Annotated in this window: 19 protein-coding genes and 1 rRNA gene; 5 read left to right on the top strand and 15 right to left on the bottom strand. The window is 68.0% G+C overall.

The window, feature by feature from the left end:
* Window positions 1-210, bottom strand: a 16S ribosomal RNA gene (locus tag WG924_RS26860); the annotation flags it as partial.
* A 1,335-nt stretch (window positions 211-1,545) separates the two neighbouring features.
* Between WG924_RS26860 and WG924_RS26865 the strand changes: the two genes are divergently transcribed.
* Complete coding sequence (locus tag WG924_RS26865) at window positions 1,546-2,919, top strand: M23 family metallopeptidase (protein ID WP_345936110.1); 1,374 nt, start codon at window positions 1,546-1,548, stop codon at window positions 2,917-2,919.
* Window positions 2,920-3,084: 165 nt separating this feature from the next.
* Here WG924_RS26865 and clpB read toward each other — a convergent pair whose 3' ends face one another.
* On the bottom strand, window positions 3,085-5,682 hold the full coding sequence (gene clpB, locus WG924_RS26870) for an ATP-dependent chaperone ClpB (protein ID WP_345936111.1): 2,598 nt from the start codon (window positions 5,680-5,682) through the stop codon (window positions 3,085-3,087).
* A gap of 337 nt (window positions 5,683-6,019) precedes the next feature.
* Here clpB and WG924_RS26875 point away from each other — a divergent pair, with 337 nt between their 5' ends.
* Window positions 6,020-6,784 carry an MOSC domain-containing protein gene (locus tag WG924_RS26875; protein WP_345936112.1) on the top strand — a complete coding sequence of 255 codons (765 nt, stop codon included), beginning with the start codon at window positions 6,020-6,022 and terminating at the stop codon, window positions 6,782-6,784.
* A gap of 119 nt (window positions 6,785-6,903) precedes the next feature.
* Here the strand turns inward: WG924_RS26875 and WG924_RS26880 are convergent, their stop codons facing one another.
* The 9 genes from WG924_RS26880 to WG924_RS26920 all read right to left on the bottom strand — a co-directional run bounded on the left by WG924_RS26880 (window position 6,904) and on the right by WG924_RS26920 (window position 19,455).
* Window positions 6,904-8,352 (bottom strand): DUF4167 domain-containing protein, encoded by a 1,449-nt coding sequence (locus WG924_RS26880; RefSeq protein WP_345936113.1) that lies wholly within the window; start codon window positions 8,350-8,352, stop codon window positions 6,904-6,906.
* 263 nt (window positions 8,353-8,615) lie between these two features.
* Window positions 8,616-9,542 (bottom strand): peptide chain release factor N(5)-glutamine methyltransferase, encoded by a 927-nt coding sequence (gene prmC, locus WG924_RS26885; RefSeq protein WP_345936114.1) that lies wholly within the window; start codon window positions 9,540-9,542, stop codon window positions 8,616-8,618.
* On the bottom strand, window positions 9,539-10,630 hold the full coding sequence (gene prfA, locus WG924_RS26890) for a peptide chain release factor 1 (protein ID WP_345936115.1): 1,092 nt from the start codon (window positions 10,628-10,630) through the stop codon (window positions 9,539-9,541). The genes prmC and prfA overlap by 4 nt, the downstream gene beginning before the upstream one ends.
* On the bottom strand, window positions 10,627-11,874 hold the full coding sequence (hisS, locus tag WG924_RS26895) for a histidine--tRNA ligase (protein WP_345936116.1): 1,248 nt from the start codon (window positions 11,872-11,874) through the stop codon (window positions 10,627-10,629). The genes prfA and hisS overlap by 4 nt, the downstream gene beginning before the upstream one ends.
* Before the next feature lie 72 nt (window positions 11,875-11,946).
* Window positions 11,947-13,086 (bottom strand): flavodoxin-dependent (E)-4-hydroxy-3-methylbut-2-enyl-diphosphate synthase, encoded by a 1,140-nt coding sequence (gene ispG, locus WG924_RS26900; protein ID WP_345936117.1) that lies wholly within the window; start codon window positions 13,084-13,086, stop codon window positions 11,947-11,949.
* 133 nt (window positions 13,087-13,219) lie between these two features.
* Window positions 13,220-14,410: a helix-turn-helix domain-containing protein gene (locus WG924_RS26905; protein WP_345936118.1), complete on the bottom strand. Its 1,191-nt coding sequence runs from the start codon at window positions 14,408-14,410 to the stop codon at window positions 13,220-13,222.
* Between the two features lie 428 nt (window positions 14,411-14,838).
* The gene (gene ptsP, locus WG924_RS26910) at window positions 14,839-17,109 is read right to left on the bottom strand and encodes a phosphoenolpyruvate--protein phosphotransferase (RefSeq protein WP_345936119.1); all 2,271 of its coding nucleotides are present in this window, start codon (window positions 17,107-17,109) and stop codon (window positions 14,839-14,841) included.
* Window positions 17,106-18,245, bottom strand: coding sequence for an NAD(P)H-dependent flavin oxidoreductase (locus tag WG924_RS26915; protein WP_372044895.1), 1,140 nt, complete (start codon window positions 18,243-18,245; stop codon window positions 17,106-17,108). Before WG924_RS26915 ends, ptsP begins: the two co-directional genes overlap by 4 nt.
* Window positions 18,235-19,455: an aspartate kinase gene (locus WG924_RS26920; RefSeq protein ID WP_345936120.1), complete on the bottom strand. Its 1,221-nt coding sequence runs from the start codon at window positions 19,453-19,455 to the stop codon at window positions 18,235-18,237. The genes WG924_RS26915 and WG924_RS26920 overlap by 11 nt, the downstream gene beginning before the upstream one ends.
* A 196-nt stretch (window positions 19,456-19,651) precedes the next feature.
* Here WG924_RS26920 and ubiG point away from each other — a divergent pair, with 196 nt between their 5' ends.
* Window positions 19,652-20,422: a bifunctional 2-polyprenyl-6-hydroxyphenol methylase/3-demethylubiquinol 3-O-methyltransferase UbiG gene (gene ubiG / locus WG924_RS26925; protein ID WP_345936121.1), complete on the top strand. Its 771-nt coding sequence runs from the start codon at window positions 19,652-19,654 to the stop codon at window positions 20,420-20,422.
* A gap of 95 nt (window positions 20,423-20,517) precedes the next feature.
* Here the strand turns inward: ubiG and WG924_RS26930 are convergent, their stop codons facing one another.
* The 3 genes from WG924_RS26930 to WG924_RS26940 are packed head-to-tail and all read right to left on the bottom strand — an operon-like array spanning window position 20,518 to window position 22,953.
* The gene (locus WG924_RS26930) at window positions 20,518-21,618 is read right to left on the bottom strand and encodes an ABC transporter substrate-binding protein (RefSeq protein ID WP_345936122.1); all 1,101 of its coding nucleotides are present in this window, start codon (window positions 21,616-21,618) and stop codon (window positions 20,518-20,520) included.
* Complete coding sequence (locus tag WG924_RS26935) at window positions 21,615-21,794, bottom strand: ATP-binding protein (protein ID WP_345936123.1); 180 nt, start codon at window positions 21,792-21,794, stop codon at window positions 21,615-21,617. Before WG924_RS26935 ends, WG924_RS26930 begins: the two co-directional genes overlap by 4 nt.
* Before the next feature lie 34 nt (window positions 21,795-21,828).
* Entirely contained in the window at window positions 21,829-22,953 is a 1,125-nt protein-coding gene (locus WG924_RS26940; protein ID WP_345936147.1) for a sensor histidine kinase, read from the bottom strand.
* Between WG924_RS26940 and WG924_RS26945 the strand changes: the two genes are divergently transcribed.
* Window positions 22,912-23,391: a tripartite tricarboxylate transporter TctB family protein gene (locus tag WG924_RS26945; protein WP_345936148.1), complete on the top strand. Its 480-nt coding sequence runs from the start codon at window positions 22,912-22,914 to the stop codon at window positions 23,389-23,391. The genes WG924_RS26940 and WG924_RS26945 overlap by 42 nt on opposite strands.
* Window positions 23,392-23,406: 15 nt before the next feature.
* Window positions 23,407-24,966 carry a tripartite tricarboxylate transporter permease gene (locus WG924_RS26950; RefSeq protein ID WP_345936124.1) on the top strand — a complete coding sequence of 520 codons (1,560 nt, stop codon included), beginning with the start codon at window positions 23,407-23,409 and terminating at the stop codon, window positions 24,964-24,966.
* 70 nt (window positions 24,967-25,036) lie between these two features.
* Here the strand turns inward: WG924_RS26950 and WG924_RS26955 are convergent, their stop codons facing one another.
* Window positions 25,037-25,177, bottom strand: a complete 141-nt coding sequence (locus WG924_RS26955) for a hypothetical protein (RefSeq protein WP_345936125.1) — start codon at window positions 25,175-25,177, stop codon at window positions 25,037-25,039.
* Window positions 25,178-25,196: the final 19 nt, after the last annotated feature.

A 25,196-nucleotide genomic window follows, 5' to 3' on the forward strand; every position in this document is an offset into this window, starting at 1 on the left:
ATCCATCTACGGCCGAAGCCTTTCCCCCGAAGGGCGTATGCGGTATTAGCTGCAGTTTCCCGCAGTTATTCCCCATAGATGGGCAGATTCCCACGTGTTACTCACCCGTGCGCCACGTAAGCCGGAACCGAAGTTCCGACCCCGTTCGACTTGCATGTGTTAGGCATGCCGCCAGCGTTCGTTCTGAGCCAGGATCAAACTCTCAAGTTGAACCTTCGACAGATGATCGCTCATCCGCCAAGGCTTCAACCGAAGCTCGTCCCGGCATCTCTTCTAGGCACAAGGTCATAGTTAAGATGCCAAGGCGCTCATCGGTTTGTCGTTCTTAGATGACTAAGCCAACAACCGCCGCCCTCGCATCCCTTCCGATCCGTTTCACAATGTCAAAGATCCGGGGCTACAAAACCCCTGCGAACCCGAAGATCCGCCGCGCCCTCAGGCGCTGTTGGCCCATTTAAGAGCCTGTATTCTCTGGCCTTTCGGCCCCGTCCGGCGCCGCGTCAACCGCGCTGCCGTCTGGTGTGGGGCGGTTTATAAGGGGCCCCGCTCACACTGGCAACACCTTTTTTGACGGTTTTTCGACAGGGTGCGGAAATTTGCGCCATCCCTTTGAAAACATGGACCCGGGCCATGCGAGAAATCTGCGGCCGCCCTGACCGGCGCCCTGCCCCACACCACCCAGGCGGCATCTGCGCTGACAACGGCGGTCTGATGCCCCCGTCAGGGACGCCTGACCGGCAATGGCGGGCTGTGACGATACTGTGACCCGCAGCGCCTGAACCTGAGTGGCCGCGCGCACAGATCAGCGGCCCGGTTCAACGGCAAATTGGCGGAAAAACGCTCACATGCGTGCGCGCGCGAAGAACAAACCCTTCAAAAGCGCTGCGGCGCGGCATATGAAAGTGCGTGAAGGTCGGTGTCCAAGTGGTTAACGATACGTCGCTTTTTAGGCTTTCTGATCACATCCGCGCCTGCGACGATTTTGCCTGCACGGAATGCCCAACATGTCGTTGACACCCCCGCCGTGGTTCGGCACAGTGACACGAAATCCAGAACAAAGCCGTGAACGTTGTGGTCGCCTTTTCCAACTGATCTCCGGCAACGGGGGTCGCACGAACGGGTCTGTCCAGACCGGCGCGTGCATTGGACAGGGTCTGCCACAAGGAGATGTCTCACCTGATCTTTGTCGCGGAATACTGACCAGCGCTCTTTGGGCTGCCTGTTCAAGGATATGTCATATTTTGACGTATGATTAACTTGGAGAGCGCTGCTGTCATGCATGAAGATCATGCGATCAGATGCCGGCATGACCGGATGGAGACGACGTTCACGACCGGGAAGACAAGGATCGGCTAGAGCAACGGGCACGTCCAGAGTGGGGGCACGTCCAAAGTGATCGGGCGACGCATCTCGACCGGAAAGCCGCACAGGCGGTGCCGGCGGGTCGGGAGCACGCGGTATATACGAGTTCAAGGACAAAGGGGCGACTACATGCGGTTCACCACCGACGGGTCTGGTGTGCGACAAACTCTGTTGGGCAGGACGATGGCGTATGCGGTCGCTGCCGTGATGGGGATAACGGTCGCGGCCACAGCCTCTCCTTCCGTCGCCGCCGAGTACGTTGCCTTCGCCGACCCGCTGGTCAACAGCTTCGACCCCTTCGACATGACCCTGCGCAGCGCCTCGGGCGCTGCCGGCCCTGAGATGCTCACCCGCCGCCTGCTGGACGAGCGCCTCGAACTCCGCACCCTGACGCCATCGACCTCGTCGGCCGATCTGGGCCCGATCGTGCGCAGCGCCAAAGTGGAGCGCGGCGACACCATGATCGACCTTCTGGTCCGCAACGGCGTTGCCCAGGAAGACGCCTATGCGCTGATCTCGTCGATGCGCAAGGTGTTCAACCCCCGCTCGCTGAAGGTCGGCCAGGAAGTCTCCCTGACCTTCCCGCGCCGCCGGGCCGACGGCAATCCGGGCCCGCTCTCGACGCTCGACCTGCCGATCGATGCCGAACGCCACGTCCGGGTCGAGCGCAGCGGCATCCAGACCAATTTCACCGCGGTCGAGGTTCGCAAGGAACTCAACCGTCAACTGACGCTCGCCTCGGGCGAGATCCGTTCCAGCCTTTACGAAGCCGCCGCCGCCGCCAATCTGCCGGTATCGATGGTGTCGGAGCTGATCAAGCCGTTCTCCTATGATGTCGACTTCCAGCGCGACATTCAGCCGGGCGACCGCTTCGAGGTGCTGTATGAAAGCATGGTCGACGAGGGCGGCCGGGTGATCCGCACCGGAGCGATGCTGGCGGCGACCCTGGTGGTCGGCGGCCGGTCGCTGACCCTGTATCGCTTCGACGACGACTGGTTCGATCCGAAGGGCAAGAGCGTCCGCAAGGCTCTGCTCCAGACCCCGATCGAGGGCGCGCGTCTGACCTCGGGCTTCGGTGCCCGCCGCCATCCGCTGCTCGGCTATACCAAGATGCACAAGGGCGTGGATTTCGGCGCCCCCACCGGCACGCCGATCATGGCCGCCGGTGAAGGTGTGGTCGAGAAGGCCGAATGGTTCAGCGGCTATGGCAGATATGTCCGCATCCGCCACAACGGCACCTATTCCACCGCCTATGCCCATATGAGCCGGATCAACGTCAAGGCCGGCCAGAAGGTGAAGCAGGGCCAGGTGATCGGCGCCGTCGGCACCACCGGCAACTCGACCGGACCGCATCTGCATTATGAAGTGCTGGTCAACAAGGTGCAGGTGAACCCGAAGAGCATCAAGCTGCCGGTCGGCCGCACGCTGGCGGCCGCCGAGATGAAGAAATTCCGCCAGACCGTGGCCCAGGTCGAGAAGCAGGTCGCCAGCCTGCGCAGCTCGTCGGCGACCCTGGCCAGCAGCCGGTCGGCGACCCCGGGCCGCTCCACCGAGTGATCTGACCCGACAGCACCCGGCCTCCCATGAACAAGGCCCCGCTCATGACGAAGCGGGGCCTTGTTTCGTTGGTGGTGGGGTTTCGTTGGTGGTGGGGTTTCGTTGGTGGCGGAGCGGTGACGATGGGGGCGGCCGAAGCCACCCCCCTCATGCCGTCGCCATCTCTCACGCCGCCTCGGCCTTGGGGGCCGCGGTTTCGAAGGTGAGCGCGCCGTCGCGGACATCGACCCGCACCTCGGCACCTTCGGGCAGGCGGCCTTCCAGTACCATCCGCGCCAGCGGGTTCTGCACCTCGCGCTGAATGGTGCGCTTCAGCGGCCGGGCGCCATAGACCGGGTCGTAACCGGCCTCTGCCAGCCAGTTGCGAGCCGCCTCGCTGAGCGAGAGCCCCACACGCCGGTCGCCAAGCCGCTTGACCAGATCGGCGATCTGAATATCGACGATCCCGCCCATATGCTCGCGCCCCAGCCGGTGGAACAGGATCACCTCGTCCAGTCGGTTGAGGAACTCCGGCCGGAACGACGCCCGCACCACTGCCATGACCTGGGCACGGGCATCCTCGGCCGGCGTCCCCGGTGCCTGACCAGCCAGAATCTCGGCACCGAGATTGCTGGTCAGGATGATCACCGTATTGGTGAAATCGACCGTCCGCCCCTGACCATCGGTCAGCCGCCCGTCATCCAGCACCTGAAGCAGGATGTTGAACACATCCGGATGGGCCTTCTCCACCTCGTCGAACAGGATCACCTGATAGGGCCGGCGGCGCACCGCTTCGGTCAGCACACCGCCCTCGTCATAGCCGACATAGCCCGGAGGCGCGCCGACCAGCCGCGACACCGCGTGCTTTTCCATGAACTCCGACATATCGACCCTGAGCAGGGCCGCATCATCGTCGAACAGGAACTGCGCCAGCGCCTTCGACAACTCGGTCTTGCCGACGCCGGTCGGGCCCAGGAACAGGAAGGAGCCGATCGGCCGACGGGGATCCTGAAGTCCGGCCCGCGCCCGGCGCACCGCTTCCGACACCGCCGCCACCGCTTCCGCCTGACCGATGACCCGGCCGCCAAGCACCTGTTCCATCCGCAACAGCTTGGCCCGCTCACCTTCCAGCATCTTGTCCACCGGCACGCCGGTCCAGCGCGAGACGATCGCCGCGATATGGTTGTCGGACACCGCCTCGTCGAGCAGCCGGCTCTTCACCTGCTCCTCGGTCGCCTTCAGCTTGCGCTCCAGATCGGGCACCACACCATAGGCAAGCTCACCGGCCCGCGCCAGATCGCCACGCCGCTGGGCATTGGCCAGTTCGATGCGCGCCTGATCGAGCTGTTCCTTCACCTTCTGCACGCCTTCCAGCCGGCCCTTCTCGGCCTGCCAGGATGCGGTCATGTCGGCGGACTGCTTCTCAAGCGCGGTGATCTCGTCCTCAAGCTTGACCAGACGGTCCTTCGACGCGGCATCGCTCTCGCGCTTCAGGGCCTCGCGCTCGATCTTCAACTGGATCAGCTTGCGGTCCAGTTCGTCGATCGCCTCGGGCTTGCTGTCGATCTCGATCCGCAGCCGGCTTGCGGCCTCGTCGATCAGGTCGATGGCCTTGTCGGGCAGAAAGCGGTCGGTGATATAGCGATTCGACAGCGTCGCCGCCGCCACCACCGCCGCATCGGTGATCCGCACCCCATGATGCAGCTCATAGCGTTCCTTCAAGCCGCGCAGGATCGAGATGGTCTCAGGGACCGAAGGCTCGGGCACCACCACCGGCTGGAACCGGCGGGCAAGGGCCGCGTCCTTCTCGATATGCTTGCGGTATTCATTCAGCGTGGTCGCCCCGATGCAGCGCAGCTCGCCGCGGGCAAGCTTCGGCTTCAGCAGGTTCGACGCATCCATCGAGCCCTCGGCGGCACCGGCACCCACCAGCGTGTGCAACTCGTCGATGAACAGCACCACCTCGCCCGCCGCCGCATCGATCTCCTGCAGCACGGCACGCAGCCGTTCCTCGAACTCGCCACGATATTTGGCACCGGCGACCAGCGCGCCCAGATCCAGCGCCAGCACCTTCTTGCTGCGCAGGCTTTCCGGCACGTCGCCATTGACGATGCGCAAGGCCAGGCCCTCGACGATCGCGGTCTTGCCGACGCCGGGCTCGCCGATCAGCACCGGGTTGTTCTTGGTCCGGCGGCTGAGCACCTGAATGGTGCGGCGGATTTCCTCGTCGCGCCCGATCACCGGGTCGAGCTTGCCGTCGCGCGCGGCCTGGGTCAGATCGCGGGCATATTTCTTCAGCGCGTCATAGCCCTGCTCGGCCTGCGCGCTTTCCACCTTGCGCCCCTTGCGCATATCGCGGATGGCAGCCTCCAGCGCCTGCGGCTTCACACCGGCCTCGGCCAGCGCCGTCTGGGCATCGGTCTTGTCGACCAGCGCCAGGGCCAGCAACAGGGTCTCGGCGGCGACATAATCATCGTCCAGCCGCTTGGCCAGGGCCTCGGCCTCGGTGAACACGCGCGCGGTATCGGGCGCCAGATACAACTGCCCCGCACCGCTGCCTTCAACCTTGGGCAGCCGCCCCAGCGCACGCTCGGCGGTCTCGCGCAGCCGCGCCGGGTCGCCGCCCGCCGCCTGCGCCAGACCAAGCCCCATGCCCTGCTCGTCATCGACCAGCACCTTCAGCAGATGCTGCGGCGTGAACTGCTGATGCCCACGCCCCTGGGCCAACTGCTGGGCAGCCTGAAGGAACCCCTTCGCGCGGTCGGTATAGCTCTCGATATTCATGGCCTCGACGTCCTCGTGGCGATCGTCCGATGGAAAGGCACCACCATCCCGGAGGCTTGGCCCGCCGCTGCAACAGCGCCCGGGCCGCGCCCTTCTGGCAACGGCTGGCCGACCGACAAACCGGCCATCGCGCGTCCCGCATGATGCGGCGACGGCGGCCGGCGGGCCGGTTATCCCCGACCCACCGTCAATGTGGTGAACCGGCAACAGTCGTGCAAGATCGTCTCGATCGATCCGCCGTCATCGGTATGATGGCTGGGCGCGCGCCCGCACATCGTTGTCTTGCCGGCGCAGCCGCACGACCGGAGCCCCTGCCCCATATCAGGAGAACCGATCCATGGCCGATGGTGCCTTGATCGACATCAACCGCTTTCCGGTCAAGAGCCTGTCGGTCGACCGGCTTGAGACGTGCAGGCTGACGCCTGGTGCCGCGCTGCCGGCGGATCGCCGCTTCGCCTTTGCCAAAATCGGCACCCAGCCCAATCCGTTCCAGCCGGAATGGCGCCCGAAGGCCGCCTTTCATGTGATGGTCACCGAGGCGCGCATGGGGTCGATCGGCTGCCGCTATGACGAGACCGCCGACCGGCTGGCGATCACCCTGCCCGATGGCGAGGCCATGGCCGGCCAGGGCACCGATCCGGATTTCGCGATCCGCGCCGGCCATCTGGTGGCACGCCATCTGGGGCTGGCGCCGGCCAGGGCGCCGATGCTGGTGCGGATGGCCGAGAGCGCCTTGACCGACAAGCAGCGCCAGATGATCTCGGTCAGCAATCTGGCCAGCGCCCGCAGGCTTGCCCGCGACATGGACCTGCCGGAGGTCGATCCGCTGCGCTTCCGCAACAACCTTCTGATCGATCTGGGCACCGCCTGGATGGAGCGTGATCTGATCGGCCGCCGGTTGCGGATCGGCGATACGGTGCTGGAGGTCGTGGCCCAGGTCATCCGCTGCGCCGCCACCGAAATTCATCCGGGCACCGACCGGCGCGATCTGAAGATCGTTCAGGCGCTGACCGATCACTATGGCCACAAGGAATTCGGCGTGTTCACAGTGGTGATCGAGGGCGGGGAGATCAGCCGCGGCATGGCGGTGACCATCGACTGATCAGCATCCCGCGCCCACCCGCGCCCGCAGACGCCACGCCAAAAAAACGGCGCCACCGGATATCCGATGGCGCCGTTCGTCGTCGGGCCCGGCAGGGCCGGCATCAGGCCCTCAGCCGGTCACGCAGTCCCGCCATCGGCGGCATCATCGGCCTTGGTCCGCCGGGGGCGCGTCACGCGCTTGCGCGGCGCCGGCTTGTCCTCAGCGCCCTCGACCGCCGGTGCCGCTTCCGCCGCCGCCGCGGCTTCAGCGATCTCGGCTGCGGTACGACGACGACGGGGCGCGCGGGGCTTCGGCGCCGCGGCCTCGCCCTCACCCTCGGCCGCCACAGCGGCGGCGCTGCGGCGTGGCGCACGGGTCCGTACCGGCGGTTCCGCCGGCACAGCCTCCGCCGGGGCCGGAGCCGGAGCCGGCGTGGGAATCGGAGCGGGCGTCGGAGCCGGGGCGGGCGTCGGAGCCGGGGCCGGGGTCGGGGCGGGAGCCGGGGTCGGGGCCGGGGCGGGTGCCGGAGCCGGAGCCGGCGTGGGAGCCGGAGCAGGTGCGGGGGCCGGTGTGGGAACCGGTGCCGGCGCCGCGGGCTGGGTCGGAACAGGCGCCGGGGCCGGGTCGATCATGTCGCCCGCGGGCCGCCGCTCCACCCGTGGCGCATCACCGGTGAACAGATCGCCGCCGGTGTCGGGCCGGGCCGCGACCTCACCACCCTCGCGCTCGTCACGGCCTTCGCCGCGATTGCCCCGGCGTCCACGCCGCCGGCGGCCACCGCGGTCATCGTCGCCCCGCTCGACCCGGTCGGGACGATCGCCACGCTCGGGACGATCCGCCCGTTCGGCACGCTCGGGTCGTTCACTGCGCTCGGGTCGTTCACTGCGGTCGGGCCGCTCCACGCGTTCAGGCCGATCGCCACGCTCGGGCCGGTCAACCCGTTCAGGCCGGTCACCGCGCTCAACGCGCTCGGAACGGTCGACGCGCTCGGAGCGGTCGACGCGCTCGGGCCGGTCACCACGATCGGGCCGATCGCCCCGGTCGACGCGCTCACCACGATCGGCACGCTCGAAGCGATCACCTCGGTCGAAACGCTCGCCCCGCTCCGGACGATCGCCGCGATCGAAGCGGCCGGCGCGGTCGCCGCGATCGAAGCGATCGCCGCCACGATCCGGGCCCCGGTCGCCGGCATCGTCGTCGCCGTCGCTCTGGTCGCCATCATTGTCGTCGTCATCGGACTCGCCATCAGGCCCGCCGCGGCTGAACCGGTCGGGGACCGGACGGGTCTCGGGAACCCGATCGGCATCCTGAGTGCCATTCAGCAGGCGCAGATAGTGTTCGGCATGCTGCAGGAAGCTCTCCGCCAGCACCCGGTCCCCCGACGACGAGGCATCGCGCGCCGCCGCCAGATAACGGTCGATGATCTGGGACAGATTGCCCTTGAACTTGCCGGCCGGGCCGTTGCTTTCGAATATCCGGTTGCGATTGACCGGCTGTTGCGGCCGCGGACGTCCGCCACCACCGCTGCCACCGCCACTCTGCTGGCGCCCCATGCGTGTCCGCTTGGAATTCGGGCCGTTCCTCATGTCAGTCCAAGCCGTCCTATCTGTTCAAGGCCGGCCATGCCGGCAGTGTTCGAGACCGGCCAAGCCGGCAGTTCGGTGCTGTCCACGCCGGGCGTCGGCGGGCGGTATGGCATCATGTCCGGGGGACGGCCGCAGGGGCGGCGCAGGCAAGTCGGCCGGTGTCAGCGACGCTCCGGCCGATTGCGGGCGGAGTCGCCTCATGGTCGATCATCTCGCAGCGCCGCTCCGGTCACACAGGGATCGCCTGGGTTACACAGAGCCATTCAGGCCGCCAGGCTCACAGCATGCCGCGCCGTAACGCAGCGCGCGATATGGCCAAGGTCGTTCCGTACAGAAGTCGTCAGTCCCTGATCGGCCAGAAGACGCTCCACATCCAGCGCCTGTCCCAACCCGATCTCGATGCTTGCGAACCCATCGGGGCGCAGCAGGCGGGCAATCCCGGGTGCCAGCACCCGGTATGCCACGAGCCCGTCATCTCCGCCATCCAGCGCAAGATGCGGCTCGTGCCGCGCAACCTCCGGATCAAGGGTCCGGATTTCTCCGCTAGGTATATAAGGCGGATTGGACAGGATCAAGTCGAATGCGCCGGCCTCACATCCCGTCGCCGCCAGACAGGATGCCCAATCCGACACCACCACCAGCGCCCGCCCGGGGGCGATGCGGTCCAGATTGCGGCGGGCGACACGGGCGGCGGCGGGGGAACGGTCGATGGCGATCGCCCGCGCCTCGGGCAGTTCCGACAACAGGGCCGCCGGCAGGCAGCCCGATCCGGTGCCCAGATCCAGCACCCGCCACGGATAACCGCGACCGCGACCGTCGGCATCGACGAAGTCCAGCATCGCCTCGATCAGGGTTTCGGTGTCGGGGCGGGGGGTGAGCACGTCGGCGGTGACATCGATATCCAGGGTCCAGAACCCCCGGCTGCCCAGGATCTGCGACAGCGGTTCGCGGGCCAGCCGGCGGGCCAGCATCGTCTGTGCCGCCGCCAGTTGTGCCGTCTGCACCGCCACGGCGCCATGCAACCGCAGCGCCGTCCGATCGAGCCCGGTTGCCGCCTCGACGATCATCCGCGCCTCAAGCGGCGCATCCTCACCCGCCACCGGCCCCAGGGCCGCCACCAGTTGCCGGCGCAAGCCCTCGGCATCACAGGGCATCACCTGCGCATCACCACCAGGACCGGTGGTGGTCATGCCGCGGCCTCGTCGTCGAGCATCGCCAGCCGTGCCGCCTGATCTTCGGTGATCAGCGCCTCGATCAGCTCGCCCACCGCCTCGCCGGCGATCACCTTGTCCAGCTTGTAAAGGGTCAGGCCGATGCGGTGGTCGGTCACCCGGTTTTGCGGGAAATTATAGGTGCGGATCCGCTCCGACCGGTCGCCGGAGCCGACCAGCCCGCGACGCTCGGCGGCACGAGCTTCCGACGCCTGGTCGCGGGCCTGCTCGAACAGCCGCGCACGCAGGATCTTCAGGGCCTTGGCGCGGTTCTTGTGCTGCGACCGTTCATCCTGCTGCACCACCACCAGCCCGGTCGGCAGATGGGTGATGCGCACGGCACTGTCGGTGGTGTTGACATGCTGGCCGCCGGCGCCGCTGGCCCGGAAGACATCGATCTTCAGATCGCCGGTATCGATGGCGACATCGACCTCTTCCGCCTCGGGCAGAACCGCCACGGTCGCCGCCGAGGTATGGATCCGGCCCTGCGCTTCGGTTTCCGGCACGCGCTGCACCCGGTGCACGCCGCTTTCGAATTTCATCCGGCCATAGACGCCGGCGCCCTCGATTTCCGCCACGACCTCGCGGAAGCCGCCAAGATCGCTGTCGCTGGCCTGCATCAGGGTCATCCGCCAGCCCATCTCCTGGGCGAAGCGTTGATACATGCGGTACAGATCGGCGGCGAACAGCGCCGCTTCGTCGCCGCCGGTGCCGGCGCGGATTTCCAGAATGGCGCTGCGGTCGTCGGCCTCGTCGCGCGGCAGCAGCATCAGCCGGACGGCGCGGTCCAGGGCGGCCGCTTCACTGGCCAGCACCGCGATCTCGTCTTCGGCCAGCGCCCGCATCTCGGCGTCCTGACCGGCCTCGCGCGCCAGCCTGCGGGCATCGTCCAGCTCGCGGGTCAGGGCCTGGCGGCGGCGGACGGCACCGGCCAGGTCGTCCAGACTGGAGAATTCGCGGCTCAGGCGCACGAAATCGGCCGATCCCGCCAGGGCCGGATCGGCCAGCCGCGCCGCCAGTTCCTCGTGCCGACGCAACACCTGATCGAGTTTGGCGTCGATGCTCATCCGCGCCGCACGGCCAGCCGGTCGACCAGATCGGCCAGCGCCACCTCGGTCTGGCCGCCCTCGTCCAGATCCTTCACCTGGGCGACGCCGCGGGCCAGTTCATCATCGCCAAAGATCACCGCCCGCGCGGCGCCGATCTTGTCGGCCCGCTTCATCCGCTTCTTCAGATTGCCGCCATAACCCAGATCGACCACCACGCCCGCACGCCGCAGGCTGCGGGCCAGAACCAGCGCCTCGGCCTCGGCGGCGTCGCCCAGCGGCACCAGCGCCACGGCACGCGGGGCAACCGACCGCGGCTCGGCCAGCATCGACAGCCGCTCGACGCCGGCCGCCCAGCCGACCCCGGGGGTTTCCGCGCCACCCATCTGGCCGATCAACCCGTCATAGCGGCCGCCGGCCAGAACCGTGCCCTGCGATCCCAGCCGCCCGGTCACGAATTCGAAGGTGGTGTGGCAGTAATAATCCAGCCCGCGCACCAGGAACGGGTTACGGCGATAGCCAATGCCCAGCCGGTCGAGGCCCGCCAGCACGGTCGCGAAGAAATCGGCGGCATGGGGGGTGAGATAGTCGTCGAAGCGCGGTGCATCGGCCACCACCGCCCGGTCGCCGGCATCCTTGCTGTCCAGCACCCGCAACGGGTTGCGGTGCAGGCGTTCGCGGCTGTCGTCGGAAAGCTGGTCGATATGGGCTTCCAGATAGGCGACCAGGGCGTCGCGATAGGCGTTGCGGCTGTCCATGTCGCCGATGGTGTTGATCTCCAGCACCGTATCGCCCATCACCCCCAGCCGGTCGAGCAGATCGGCGCCCAGCGTGATCACCTCGATATCGCCGGCGGGCTCGGCCACGCCCAGCAATTCCACGCCGATCTGGTGGAACTGGCGCATCCGGCCCTTCTGCGGCCGCTCATAACGGAACATCGGGCCGCGGTAGAAATATTTCAGCGGCACCGATTGCAGCAGACCCGCCGACATCACCGCCCGGGCGACACCGGCCGTGCCCTCGGGACGCAGGGTCAGGCCCTCGCCGCCGCGGTCGTTGAAGGTGTACATCTCCTTCGACACCACGTCGGACGTGTCGCCCAGCGTGCGCTTGAAGACCTCGGTGAACTCGAAGATCGGGGTCGCGATCTCGCCATAGCCATAGGTGGTGCCGATTTCGGCCACCGCGTCGAAGACATTGCGATAGCGCGGCATCTCGTCGGGCAGGATGTCGTGGGTGCCGCGCACCGACTGCAACTTGGCCAAGGCTTTGGTCTCCGTAAGGCGTGGTCTCGGATCAGGGGGCATGCCGAGGCAGGCAAGGTTGAGCGGGGCGGTTCAGCTCCCGGCTGCAACCGTGCGCTTCAGCGTGGTCATGGTCGTGTCGCCGGCCGCGATCGCGGCGGCCCGCGCCTCGACCAGTTCGACGATGTGGTCGACCAGCCGGTCGTCGTCGACCTTATGGTCGGGGCTGCCGTTGATATAGACCAGGTGGTGGCCGCCACCGCCGGTGACGCCGATCTCGGTCTCGCGCGCCTCGCCGGGGCCGTTGACCACGCAGCCGATCACCGACAGCGAAATCGGCACGGTGATGTGCGACAGCCGGTCTTCCAGCCGCGTCACGGTGTCGATCACCTGAAAGCGCTGCCGGGCACAGGACGGGCAGGAGACGATGGTCACGCCGCGCCGGCGCAGGCCCAGGCTTTTCAGGATGTCATAGCCGACCTTGACCTCTTCCACCGGATCGGCCGACAGCGACACCCGCACCGTGTCGCCGATACCGGCCCAGAGCAGCATGCCAAGGCCCACGGCCGATTTCACCGTGCCGGCGCGCAGGCCGCCCGCCTCGGTGATGCCCAGATGCAGCGGATAGTCGCAGGCTTCCGCCAGCCCCTGATAGGCGGCGACGGCCAGGAACACATCCGACGCCTTGACGCTGATCTTGGTCTCGAAGAAGTCGTTGTCTTCCAGGATCCGGATATGGTTCAGCGCGCTTTCCACCATCGCCTCGGGGCAGGGCTCGCCATATCGTTCCAGCAAGTCGCGCTCAAGGCTGCCGGCATTCACGCCGATGCGGATCGAACAGCCATGATCCCTGGCCGCTTTCACCACCTCGCGCACACGCGATGCGGCGCCGATATTGCCCGGGTTGATCCGCAGGCAGGCGGCGCCCGCCTCTGCGGCCTCGATGGCGCGGCGATAATGGAAATGGATATCGGCCACGATCGGCACCGGGCTTTCGCGCACGATCTGGCGCAACGCCGCGGTCGAGTCCTCGTCCGGGCACGACACCCGCACGATATCGACCCCGGCCTCGGCCGCGCGGCGGATCTGGTCCAATGTGCCGGCGATGTCGGGGGTCTGGGTGTTGGTCATGGTCTGCACCGAAATCGGCGCATCACCGCCGACCTCGACCGATCCCACGCGGATCTTGCGGCTGAGCCGCCGTTCGATATGGCGATAGGCTCTGACGGTCATGGTCGCTTCCGTCGCTAAACGTGACCCGCCGGGGGTGACGGGTCGCCGGAATGGGCGGACAGGATGGGCTGCACGGACAGGACTTAGCAGCCGCCGACACCGCCGGCAAGGGCATGTGGAGGCGGCAGGCGGCTCAGCCGCCCAATGCGCGCAGCGCCTCGCGCTCCAGCACGATCCCGCGGCGGACGACGCCGGAGCCGCCGAGCGCCGGCAGACCCTGCCCGTCGAGCACGACCACGATGCCGCCGGCATTGCCGGTGATCATGCTGCCACCCACCGCTTCAGGCGGCACATCATAGGTTTCACCCGCCTTCAGAATGCGGCTGAACACCGTATTGCCGCCGGGGCCGCGGATCTGCAGCCAACTATCGGCATTGGCGGCGATGCGGATGCCGCTGCCACCGGCCGGGGCCTGGGGCGCCGACGGGGTCGGCTGAGCGCCAGCGGCCGGAGCCTGAGGGGCTGGCGCCTGATTGGCCGTGGTCTGATTGGCCGGGGTCTGCGCCGACGGGGCCGCAGGCTGGCCGCCCGATGTCGATGGCGACGCCGAGGTGGCCGGTGCTGCTGACGTGGCCGGTGCCGCTGACGTGGCCGGTGCGGGCGATGTGGTCGGGGCAGAAGTTGTGGCGGGTGCAGAGGTGGTCGGCGCGGAGGTGACGGCCGGCGACGTGGCGGTGGTCTCAGCAGTATCGGGGGCCAGCTCGCGCGTGCTTTCGGCGGCGGCACGGTCGTCGCTTTCGGTCACGCTGCCGGCCTGGCTGCCGGCGCCGACCTGGGCCGCATCGCTGCCTTCACCCCCCGACTGCAACAGATAGGCCGGTACTTCGGCCACGCTGTCGGCCAACTGGTTCGGTGTCTCGCCGAAATAGCGCCAGCCGCCATAGGCGATCACCGCCAGCACCAGCGCCACCACGATCACCGTGAAGCGCGGCATCTGGCCTTCCTCGGCCGGCGTCGGGAAATCGAGCCTGTTGGTGGCCGGCACATGCTGGCCTTCGGACTTATAGCGCCGCAGCAGCTCCGGCACGTCCAGGCCCAGAAAGCCACCATACGACCGCAGGAAGCCCATCACATAGGCAGGCGCCGGCAACTGGGCATAATGCCCCTCTTCCAACGCTTCCAGATACACCTGCCGGATGCGGAGCTGGTCGGCGACCTGGGCGATGTCGTGGCCCTGGCGCAGACGTTCGCGCTTCAGCAGCGCGCCCACACCGGCATACTCGCCGCCGGACGACCCCCCGGAGGGGCCACCAGCGGAACCGCCGGTTTCACCGGCATTGACATCGTAAAGTTGCAGGCGGCTGTTCGAAGTCGGGCGCGCCATCGGGGATCGATCGCTCCGGTCGCAAGGGGCAGAAAACATCTGGCCGCGAACAGGCAGAAGCCTGGTTCACGAGCCGGCAGGCGGGACGGGCCGGCGGACGGGCCGGCATCGAACCGGCCACAGGCAGCCGGTCATCGGATTGCGCATCGTCGGATTGCGCAAAGCTGCGCCGCAGCACCCCGCCGGAACCGGCCATTTACGGTCCGATACGGGCGTCATGGATGCGATACGAACGCGGTCGCCGTTGTGCGGTGCCGAATGACGTCGACCGTACTCTTGGTCCGGGTCAAGCGCAAGCCCGCAGCAGCCGGGGGCTGGGCTGCGAAATCCGCCAGTCTCGCCCATGGCTTAACCCAGACGGGCACTCACTTTGAACCGGCCGTCGCCATAACGCCGTGCCGCGGCCACGACGTCCGGCACCGGGCCGGTCAGATAGCGATACCGTGGTCGTGCGCATAGGCCAGCAGACGGTCGCGTACCGAATGGTCCGGCACGTTCAACAGACTGCGCATATAGCTGCTCAACTGCCCGCGATCAAGGCTGCGCACCATGGCCTTCACCGGCCCGATGGCACCGGCCGGCATCGACATGCGGCGGAAGCCAAGGCCGATCAGCGCCATGGCCTCCAGCGGCCGGCTGGCCATTTCGCCGCACAGCGACAGTTCCACATCGGCCCGGGCACAGGCGTCGACCAGATGGCTGAGGAAGGCCAACACCGCCGGCGACAGCAGGTCATAGCGGTCCGACAGGTCCGGATTGCCCCGGTCGCAGGCGAACAGGAACTGCAACAGGTCGTTCGACCCCACCGAGACGAAATCCACCCGGTCGAGCAGCGCCGGCAACTGCCAGGCCAGTGCCGGCACCTCCAGCATGGTGCCGACCCGCACCTGCGAGGGCAGCCGCTGACGCAGCCGGCGCGCCCGCGCCACCTCCATGTTCACCAGCTTGCGGGCGGTATCGAATTCCGCGACCTCGGCCACCATCGGGAACATGATGTTCAACTGCCGGCCGGCGCTGGCCATCAGCAGCGCCCGCACCTGCCGGCGCAGCATCACCGGCCGGTCCAGCGTCAGCCGCAGCGACCGCCAGCCCATCGCCGGATTCTCTTCCGGACGATGATTGAAATAGGGGAGCTGCTTGTCGGAACCGACATCGAGGGTCCGGAAATAGACCGGCCGCTCGCTCGACTGGTCGAGCACGCGGGCATAGAGATCGGCCTGGGCCTCGACATCGGGGATCTGCGAGCGGACCATGAAGAACAGCTCGGTCCGATAGAGCCCGATCCCCTCGGCGCCGCTTTCGCCCAGCATGGTCATGTCGGCCAGCAGGCCGGCATTCATCAGCAGGTTCACCCGCACATCATCGCGGGTGATCGACGGCATGTGGCGCAAGGCCGCGAAGGCCGCCTTGCGCTCGGCGCGGGCGGCCAGGGTCAGTTGCACCGCCTCGACCACATCCTCGCCCGGGCGGATGATCAACTGGTTGTTGTCGGCATCCACGATCACCGGGTCGCCGGCCGCGATCTTGGCCAACGCGCCATCGACCCGCCCCAGAACCGGTATGTCGAGCGCGCGGGCCACGATCGCCACATGGGCCGTGGCCGAGCCTTCCTCCAGCACCAGCGCCCGCAGCTTCGTGCGGTCGTAATCCAGCAGCTCCGCCGGGCCCATGGCGCGGGCGATCACCACCATGTCATCGGGCAGTTCCCGCGCGGCGGGTTCAGGGCCGCCGGTCAGCAGGCCCAGCAGCCGCCCGGCCAGATCCTCAAGATCCAGCACGCGTTCGCGCAGATAAGGGTCGCTCGCCGCGTTCAGCCGGACGCGCATATCGTCCAGCACGCGCTTGACCGAGGCTTCCGCGGTCAGGCCGTTGCGGATCGCATCGTTGATCTTCGAAATCCAGCCCCGGTCATGGGCGAACATCCGATAGGTTTCCAGCACCTCACGATGCTCGCCGCCGCTTGCGATATCGGGCCGGGCCAGCATGCGGTCGACCTGGGCCCGCAGCAGGTCCAGCGCGTCCGACAGGCGCCGCGCCTCCACCTCAGGGTCTTCGGCCACCAGTTGGCGGATCTCGATCGCCTGACGGTGCAGCACCGCGACGCCCATGGCCACGCCATCGGCGAGCCGCACACCCTCGGCGCGCTGCGGCAGGGTGGCGTTGCCCTCGGCCTCATAGAATTCCGACGGATTGACCAGATCGCCGGCGCCGATCAGCTCGGCCAGCACCATGGCGACGGTCTGGAGCGCTTCCAGCTCCTCTTCGGTGTAATTGCGCCGGGTGCGGTTCTGCACCACCAGCACACCCACCACCCGCCCCGACCGCAGAATCGGCACGCCCATCAGCGAGTGATAGACCTCTTCACCGGTTTCCGGGCGATAGGCGAAATCGGGATGCGACTGGGCGTCCGACAGCGACAGGGCGGTCGCCTGGGCGGCGACATGGCCGACCAGACCCTCGCCCACCCTGAGGCGGGTCTTGTGGACCGCTTCGGGGTTCAGACCTTCGGTGGCGAACAGTTCCAGCACGTCGCCGGCGCGCCGGACATAGATCGAGCAGACCTCGGCCACCATGTCGGCGGCAATGACCAGCACCACCTGGTTCAGGCGCGACTGCGCGGTGCCGGGCGCGGCCATGACGTCGCGCAACCGCCTGAGAAGGCGGCGCGGTCCCGGAATGGCCTGCGCCCCGACGCTCATGTTTCGCCCTGAGGCGCGGACTGGCCGTCCTTGGGTTGCGTCCCCGCGCCGGTCTCCGGCGGCAACCGGTCGCCACGCAGGCTGGCGAACCGTGCCGCCGCCTCGTTGACCAGCTCCTCGACGATCTCGGCCACCGGCTGGACCTTGCGGACCATGCCGACGCTCTGCCCGGCCATCAGCGAGCCGTTCTCGACATCGCCATCGATCACCGCCCGCCTGAGCGCGCCGGCCCAGAAATGCTCGATATCCAGCTGAGCAGCCTTCATGTCCAGCTCACCCGCACGATAGCGGCGGATGACATCGTGCTGATGCTCGACGAACCGCCGGGTGCCGGCATTGCCCAGCGCACGCACGGGGATGACCGGGAAGGTCGGGTCGACCTGGGTCGTCGGCTGGGCGTCACGGGCGGCGGCGCGGATGAACGCCTTCTTGAAGTTCTCATGCGCGATGGACTCGGTGGCGCAGACGAAGCGGGTGCCGATCTGGACACCGGCGGCGCCCATGTCCAGGAACGCCGCAATCGCCTCGCCCCGGCCGATGCCGCCGGCCACGAACACCGGCACCTCCGAGATTTCGGGCAGGATCTCCTGCATCAGCACGTTCAGCGACACCGGACCGATATGGCCGCCGGCCTCGGCGCCCTCGATCACCAGCCCGTCGATGCCCATGCGCACCAGCTTGCGCGCCAGCGCCAGCGCCGGCGCAAAGCACAGTACCTTGGCGCCGGATGCCTTCACCGCCTGGATCGCCGGCGTCGGTGGCAGACCGCCCGCCAGCACCACATGGCCGACCTCTTCCTCGGCGCAGACCCGGATCAGCGCATCCAGTTCCGGATGCATGGTGATCAGGTTCACGCCGAAGGGTTTGGCGGTCAGTGCCCGGGTGCCACGGATCTCGGCGCGCAGCAGATCCGGCCCCATCGACCCGCAGGCGATGACACCGAAGCCGCCGGCATTCGAGATGGCCGACACCAGATGGCGCTCCGACACCCATGACATGGCGCCGCCCAGGATCGCATAGCGGGTTCCGAGCAGGGCGGTGCCCCGGTGCCACATGTGATCGAGCCATGCAGCACCCGTATTCCCCGCATCGGGGTCTTCCGCGCCGGAACGCGCGGTCGGCCGGTCAAGCGGCATCCAGGCCATACTCCGCATGCAGGGCGCGCACCGCCAGCTCGGTATATTCCTCGGCCACCAGCACGCTGATTTTGATCTCGGAGGTCGAGATCACCATGATATTGATGCCCTTGCGCGCCAGCGCGTCGAACATCTGAGAGGCGATGCCGGCATGGCTGCGCATGCCGACGCCGATCGCCGAAACCTTGGCGACGTTCGGATCGGCGTCGACCCGCTCGCAGCCGATCTGGGCGCGGGCACCGTCGAGCACCGCCAGCGCCCGTTCCATATCCGCCTTGCCGACCGTGAAGGTCAGGTCGGTGGCACGGCCGTCTTCCGACACGTTCTGCACGATCATGTCGACATTGACGCCGGCCTGGGCAAGGGGCCCGAACACATGGGCGGCAATTCCCGGATGGTCGGGCACGCGCACCAGGGTGATCTTGGCCTCGTCGCGGCTGTACGCGATGCCACTCACCAGCTTCTGTTCCATGATCTCGTCCTCGTCAACGACCAGGGTGCCGGGCGCGTCCGAGAAGGTGGAGCGAACCTGTACGCGTACACCATGCTTCATCGCCATCTCGACCGAGCGGGTCTGCAGGACCTTCGCTCCGAGAGATGCCATCTCAAGCATTTCCTCGAACGTGATCTTATCAAGCTTCCGCGCCTTCGCAACGATGCGCGGGTCGGTGGTATAGACGCCGTCGACATCGGTATAGATGTCGCAGCGGTCGGCATGCAGTGCCGCGGCCAGGGCCACGGCCGAGGTGTCGGACCCGCCACGGCCAAGGGTGGTGATCCGGCCGGTGGGCGACACGCCCTGGAACCCGGCCACCACCGGCACCTCACCGCGCCCCATGCGGGTCAGCAGCTCGGCGCCCTCGATGCCCTCGATCCGGGCGCGGCCGTGGGCGTCGTCGGTGCGGAACGGGATCTGCCAGCCCAGCCACGACCGGGCGGGCACGCCGATCGCCTGCAAGGCGATGGCCAGCAGGCCCACGGTCACCTGTTCGCCCGAGGCAACGACCGTATCATATTCACGGGCGTCGTGGACGAGATCGGCCTCGCGGCACCAGGCCACCAGCTGGTTGGTGGTGCCCGACATTGCCGACACCACCACCGCCACCTCGTGACCTGCCTCCACCTCGGCTTTGACCCGCCTGGCGACGGTCTTGATCCGTTCGATGTCGCCGACAGATGTGCCGCCGAACTTCATCACGATGCGCGCCATGTCTGGGTCCGCTCCGTCGTCTCGACCTGGCCTGCGCGCCACTGTGGCAGGCGACCCGGGTCGATTTTACTGGCCGTTTACGCAATTGATGCTGCCGTCAAGCCCTTGTCGCTCGCGGGGCGCATATTCATACTCTCACCTGCCGGACCGTGCAAGGATGCGCACCGGAGATCAAGCCCGAAGGACGCAAATCCCCATGAGCCCTGCCGCCGGACCCCATGCTGCCGCATCCGGAACCGTCGATGCCCGCGAAATCGACAATTTCACCCGAATTGCCGAGGAATGGTGGGATCCGGCGGGGCCGTTCGCGCCGCTGCATGCCCTGAACCCGGCCCGCATCGGCTATATCCGCGACACGATCTGCGGCCATGCCGGCCGCGACCCTCTGGCCGACCGGCCGCTCGCCGGGCTCGACATCATCGATATCGGCTGCGGCGGCGGGCTGGTCTGCGAACCGCTCGCCCGTCTGGGCGCCGGCATGACCGGGCTGGATGCCGGCGCGCGCAATATCGCGGTGGCGGCAGCCCATGCCCGCGACGCCGGCCTCGATATCCGCTATCGCGCAGAGGCGGCGGAAGATCTGGTGGCGGCGGGCGAGACGGCCGCCTTCGACGCGGTCCTGACGCTGGAGATTGTCGAACATGTCGCCGACCCGGCGCTGTTCCTCGACAGCGCCGCCCGGCTGCTCAAGCCCGGCGGGGTGCTGATCGCCTCCACGCTCAACCGCACGCCGGCCAGCTTTCTGGGGGCCATCGTCGGCGCGGAATACCTGCTGCGCTGGGTGCCGCGCGGCACTCATGACTGGCGCAAATTCCTGAAGCCGTCGGAACTCGCCCGTGGCCTGCGCGATGCGGGGCTCCGCCCGTTCCAGGCCGTGGGGCTGAACCGCGACCTTGCCACCGGCCGCTGGCACACCGGCGGGTCGCTGGGCATCAACTATCTGATCGCGGCCCGCAAGCCGGCCTGATCGCAAACCGGCCGAGCGCAAGCCGGCCGATCGCAAACCGGCCTGAGCGCGGCAGCCATGCGAGGCTGTGTGAAACCGGGGCCCCGAGGGCTGCATCACGGTGCAGGCGGCACTCCCATATCCACCATCGACCGGCTCCAGTCGCGGATGAAGCGGCGACGCTGGGCGGCATCCTGAACCGCCAGCAGTGCCGGGCCGATCCGGATCGGCCGCGCGATGCCGCCCTCGTCGAGCGCGCGCGGCCCGGCGACGCCCGCCGGCATCGGGCCATCTTCCGAGAAGAAGAACGCCTCGTCCCGCACCACCTGCTGGCCGCGGGCGGAGAGCAGATAGTCGAGGAAGCGCCGGGCAAGATCGGGGCTGGCGCCATGGGTGGGGATCAGCGCGCCGCGGGCCAGCACCAGCGCGTAATCCGCAGGCACCACAACCCGGAGCGCCGGATCGGCCCGCGCCGCGGCATAGGCATAAGAGCCCAGCATGTTATAGCCGATCAGCAGCCGGCCCGCCGCCACCTCGGCCACGACATCCGACGTACAGCAGCGCACCACGACGGCGGCACGGCCCAGGTTCTCCAGCAGCCGGCCGAAGATCGTGGTGGTCTGGCGGGCATCGTTGAAAGCGAACAGATAGCCGATGCCCGAGACCCGGATGTCATAGGTGCCGACCCGGCCGGCATAGCGGTCGATCTGCCGGCGCAGCAGGTCGGCCAGTTCGACATGGGTATGCGGCGCCTCCGCCTCGGGCACCACCCGGGCGTTGTAGACGAACACCGCCGGCTCGATCGAGAAGCCGAAGACTTCGTTGCGCCAGTTGGCCCAGTCCGGCACCGTTTCGGTCTCGGGCGAGAGATGGGCAAGCGCACAGCCGTCATTGGCGAGCTTGAGCAGTTGATCGACCGAGGGCGAGATCAGCAGATCGCCCGGCGCCTTGCCCGCCGCACAGGCCGAGATCGCGGCCGCCTGAAGGTCGTTGCTGACATATTCGACATAGTCGACCGTGACGCCGGGATCGCGGGTCTGGAAATCGCGGATCAACGGCGCCATCGCCGCGACGTCGGTCGCGGCATGGATGGCCAGCCGCTCGGTCTCGACGGCCGGCGCCGCGAAGACCACGGTCTCGCCTTCGCGGGCCAAGGCCGGGGCGCCATGGGCCAGAGCCGCCGCGAACAGCGCCGTCGCCAGCAACCGGCGGATCATCCCGTGCCTCCCATCGTCGATGCCAGCGGCATGGTGGCGACCACCACGAAACCGCCCTGTTCGACCATACGGAAGCCAAGCTCCCCGCCATGGGCGGCCATGACCTCGGCGGCGATGGCGAAGCCCAGGCCGGTGCCGCCATCGCCCGCGCGGGTGGTGGCGAAGCGCTGCAGCATATGCGGCCAGTCCTCGGCCGGAATGCCGGGACCATCATCCTCGACCTTCGATCACGGCCCGGCCCTCCCGCACCACCACCCGCACCTCCAGCCGCGACATCACGCCATGGGTCAGCGCATTGTCGATGCAGTTGGCCACCGCCTCGCGCAGGCTGACCGGATCGCCCAGAACCATGACCGGCCGGGGCGGTGCATCGAACGAGACCAGCGTGTCGTGATCGATGGTGATCGGGATCGCCGATCGGAAGGCACGGCGGGTCACGTCGACCAGATCCACCGCCGTCAACTGCACCACATCGGCCCGGTGAGTGACCATGGCATGGCTCAGCAGCTGATTGGTCAGCCGGGCCAGTTCCCGCAGCCGGTCCTGCACCCGCGTCAGATGGCGCAACCCCTCGTCGCCCGAAACGGCGGGCTCCAGCAGATCGATCTGGGCTGAAAGCGCGGTCAACGGGGTGCGGATCTGGTGAGCGGCATCGGCGATGAAGCGCTGCAACCCGCCCACCCGCTGATCCAGCCGGCCCATGAAATGATTGATCGAGCCCACGAAGGGGGCGAGTTCGCGCGGAACATCGGTCGACAGCGGCGTCAGATCCTGAGGATCGCGCCGCCCCAGCGCCTCGCCCATGCCCCGGACCGGGCGCAGCGCATAGCGGATGGCAAGCATGGTTCCGGTCACCGCGACCGCCGCCATCACCGCCACCAGCCCGACCACCCACAGCGTGAGTTCGCGGGCAAGATCGCGGCGCGCCCGTTCGGTCTGGGCCACCACCACCCGGGCGGTGCCGCTGATCGCTGCGTCCGTCAACCGGCGCGACGCCACCGCCATGCGCACCGCTTCGCCGCCATGCCGGCCGCCGGTGACCAGCGGCCGGTCGCCCGCAGCGCCGGCCTCAGTCGGCAGCGCCAGATCGTCATAGCCGGTGAGCGTGCGGCCGGCGGTGTCGATGACCCGATAGAAGATCCGGTCCTGCCCCGCCAGCCCGAGCAGTTCGAAGGCCGAGACCGGCAGCGACACCGTGAGTTCCCCCTCCTCCACCGCCAGGCCCTCGGTCATCTGCAGCACCGCGCCGACCAGCAGCTGATCATAGGCATCGTCGGCCGCCGCCCTGGCATAATACCAGGCGGCGGTCACCAGGATCACCGCTCCGGCCGCCACCAGCGCGCCACCGGCAAGGCCGCCGCGGCCTGCCTCTTTCTCTTCGCCATCGCCTATGGCCTCGTCGGCGCCCGGATCGACTATGCCTTCGCGTCGGATCCGCTGGGGCCCAGGGTCTTCCCCGTGGCACTGGCGATCGCGCTCGCGGTGTTCGCCCTGCTCTTCGCGCGCCGGCCCGACGGGGCCGAGGATCTGCCCAAGGGCCCCCTGCTCGGCCGCACCCTCGCCATCCCGGCGCTCGCGGTCTCGGCGGTGCTGCTGATGGAACCGCTCGGCTTCCCGATCGCGATCTTCGTCCTCACCACCGGTGTCGCCCGCGTGTTCGGCGCCGGCTGGCCGAGGGCCGCCCTCGGCGGTGCGCTGCATGCGGCACTCTGGTGGGCCGTGTTCGTCGCAGCGCTTGAGGTTTACCTGCCGACCGGCACGGTCTTCGGCTGACGGGGAGTTCGTCGCATGTCCTTCGATTATCTCTGGGAAGGGTTCTCGGTCGCGCTCAGCGCCCAGAATCTCCTGATCGGCCTGATCGGCTGCTTCCTCGGCACCATGATCGGCGCCCTGCCGGCGATCGGCCCGATCAATGGCATCGCCCTGCTGCTGCCCATCGCCTATACCATGGGCCTGCCGCCTGAAAGCACCATGATCCTGCTGGCCGCGATCTATTGCGGTGCCGAATATGGCGGGCGCATCTCGTCGATCCTGCTCAACGTCCCGGGCGATGCCGGTGCGGTGATGACCGCGCTCGACGGCTATCCCATGGCCCGTCAGGGCCGGGCCGGCGAGGCGTTGATGTTGAGCGGCCTCGCCTCGTTCACCGGCGGCATGATCGGCGCCACCGGCCTCGCCCTGTTCGCGCCGGTGCTGGCCGGCCTCGCCACCGGCTTCGGTCCGGCCGAATACTTCGTGCTGATGGTCTTCGCCTTCGCCACCCTCGGCTCGATGATGGGTGCGCGGCCGGTGAAGACCCTGATCGGCTGCGTGCTGGGCCTGATGCTGGCAACCGTCGGACTGGATGCCACCTCCGGCGCCTATCGCTTCACCTTCGGCGAGCCCGAACTCGGCGACGGCATCGAATTCGTCGTGCTGGTGATCGGCCTGTTCTCGATCTCGGAAGCGCTGATCCTGCTGGAGAAGCAGGCGGCCGGCACCGAGATCATCCGCGGCCTCGGGCGGATGACGGCACGACTGTCCGACATCCGCCGCAGCATCGGCACGGCGCTGCGCTCCAGCGGCATCGGCTTCGTGGTCGGCGTGCTGCCGGGCACCGGCGCCTCGGTCTCCAGCGCCATCGCCTATATGACCGAGAAGCGGATCTCGGATCGCGAGGGCAGTTTCGGCAAGGGCGATCCGCGCGGGCTGGTGGCACCGGAAGCCGCCAACAACGCCACCTCATGCGGCGCCTTCGTGCCGATGCTGACCCTGGGCGTGCCCGGTTCGGGCACGACCGCGGTGATGCTGGGCGCGCTGATGCTCTACAACATCCAGCCCGGCCCGACGCTGATGACCGACCGGCCGGAAATCGTCGGCGGGCTGATCGCCTCGCTGTTCATCGGCAACATCCTGCTGCTGGCGCTGAACCTGCCGCTGGTCCGGATCTTCGCCCGGGTGCTCACCGTCCCGAACTGGGTGCTGGTGCCCGGCATCCTGGTTCTGTCGATCGTGGGTGTCTATTCCACCCACGCCTCCGCCTTCTCGGTGTTGCTGATGCTCGGCATCGGCATGGTCGGCTGGCTGCTGCGCAAGACCGGCTTCGACATGGCGCCGATCATCCTGGGCTTCGTTCTGGGCCGGGTGATGGAGGTGAACCTGCGCAACGCGCTCGCGATCAGCGGCGGCGATGTCGGCATCCTGTTCGACAGCACCATTTCGATCGTGCTCTGGATCGCGGCCGCTCTGGTCGCGGTGCTGCCGCTGGTGCTGGGCCGGCGGTTGAAGCGGGCGACCGCCCCCGATGCGGCTGTCGCCGACGGGACACCAGGCGCCGACGAGTTGGTGGCGACGCCGAAACCCCGCTGAAACGCGAAGCGGCACCGCATCCAAACGACATGCAGTGCCGCAAGATCCGGCTTCGTGCCGCAAGCCAGGCTCAGGGCGGCGGAGACGAAGAATAAATGCCGCCATCCGCTCCGCTGCCGCCGGCAAGACGGGTCTCGTCGATGTCGAGAACATCCAGCTGCGGCTTGTGCCACTGCGGCATGGGGGGCATGGGTGTGGTGTCGTTCTGCATAGGCTGTCCTTTCCGGGAT

Source organism: Tistrella arctica, assembly GCF_039630945.1.
Lineage (GTDB): Bacteria > Pseudomonadota > Alphaproteobacteria > Tistrellales > Tistrellaceae > Tistrella > Tistrella bauzanensis.

Excerpts from the sequence above, each read along its gene's own strand:
- WG924_RS26865 (WP_345936110.1), top strand. The coding sequence starts at position 1,546 with ATGGCGTATGCGGTCGCTGCCGTGATGGGGATAACGGTCGCGGCCACA.
- clpB (WP_345936111.1), bottom strand. The coding sequence starts at position 5,682 with ATGAATATCGAGAGCTATACCGACCGCGCGAAGGGGTTCCTTCAGGCT.
- WG924_RS26875 (WP_345936112.1), top strand. The coding sequence starts at position 6,020 with ATGGCCGATGGTGCCTTGATCGACATCAACCGCTTTCCGGTCAAGAGC.
- WG924_RS26880 (WP_345936113.1), bottom strand. The coding sequence starts at position 8,352 with ATGAGGAACGGCCCGAATTCCAAGCGGACACGCATGGGGCGCCAGCAG.
- prmC (WP_345936114.1), bottom strand. The coding sequence starts at position 9,542 with ATGACCACCACCGGTCCTGGTGGTGATGCGCAGGTGATGCCCTGTGAT.
- prfA (WP_345936115.1), bottom strand. The coding sequence starts at position 10,630 with ATGAGCATCGACGCCAAACTCGATCAGGTGTTGCGTCGGCACGAGGAA.
- ispG (WP_345936117.1), bottom strand. The coding sequence starts at position 13,086 with ATGACCGTCAGAGCCTATCGCCATATCGAACGGCGGCTCAGCCGCAAG.
- WG924_RS26905 (WP_345936118.1), bottom strand. The coding sequence starts at position 14,410 with ATGGCGCGCCCGACTTCGAACAGCCGCCTGCAACTTTACGATGTCAAT.
- ptsP (WP_345936119.1), bottom strand. The coding sequence starts at position 17,109 with ATGAGCGTCGGGGCGCAGGCCATTCCGGGACCGCGCCGCCTTCTCAGG.
- WG924_RS26915 (WP_372044895.1), bottom strand. The coding sequence starts at position 18,245 with ATGCCGCTTGACCGGCCGACCGCGCGTTCCGGCGCGGAAGACCCCGAT.
- WG924_RS26920 (WP_345936120.1), bottom strand. The coding sequence starts at position 19,455 with ATGGCGCGCATCGTGATGAAGTTCGGCGGCACATCTGTCGGCGACATC.
- ubiG (WP_345936121.1), top strand. The coding sequence starts at position 19,652 with ATGAGCCCTGCCGCCGGACCCCATGCTGCCGCATCCGGAACCGTCGAT.
- WG924_RS26930 (WP_345936122.1), bottom strand. The coding sequence starts at position 21,618 with ATGATCCGCCGGTTGCTGGCGACGGCGCTGTTCGCGGCGGCTCTGGCC.
- WG924_RS26935 (WP_345936123.1), bottom strand. The coding sequence starts at position 21,794 with ATGCTGCAGCGCTTCGCCACCACCCGCGCGGGCGATGGCGGCACCGGC.
- WG924_RS26950 (WP_345936124.1), top strand. The coding sequence starts at position 23,407 with ATGTCCTTCGATTATCTCTGGGAAGGGTTCTCGGTCGCGCTCAGCGCC.
- WG924_RS26955 (WP_345936125.1), bottom strand. The coding sequence starts at position 25,177 with ATGCAGAACGACACCACACCCATGCCCCCCATGCCGCAGTGGCACAAG.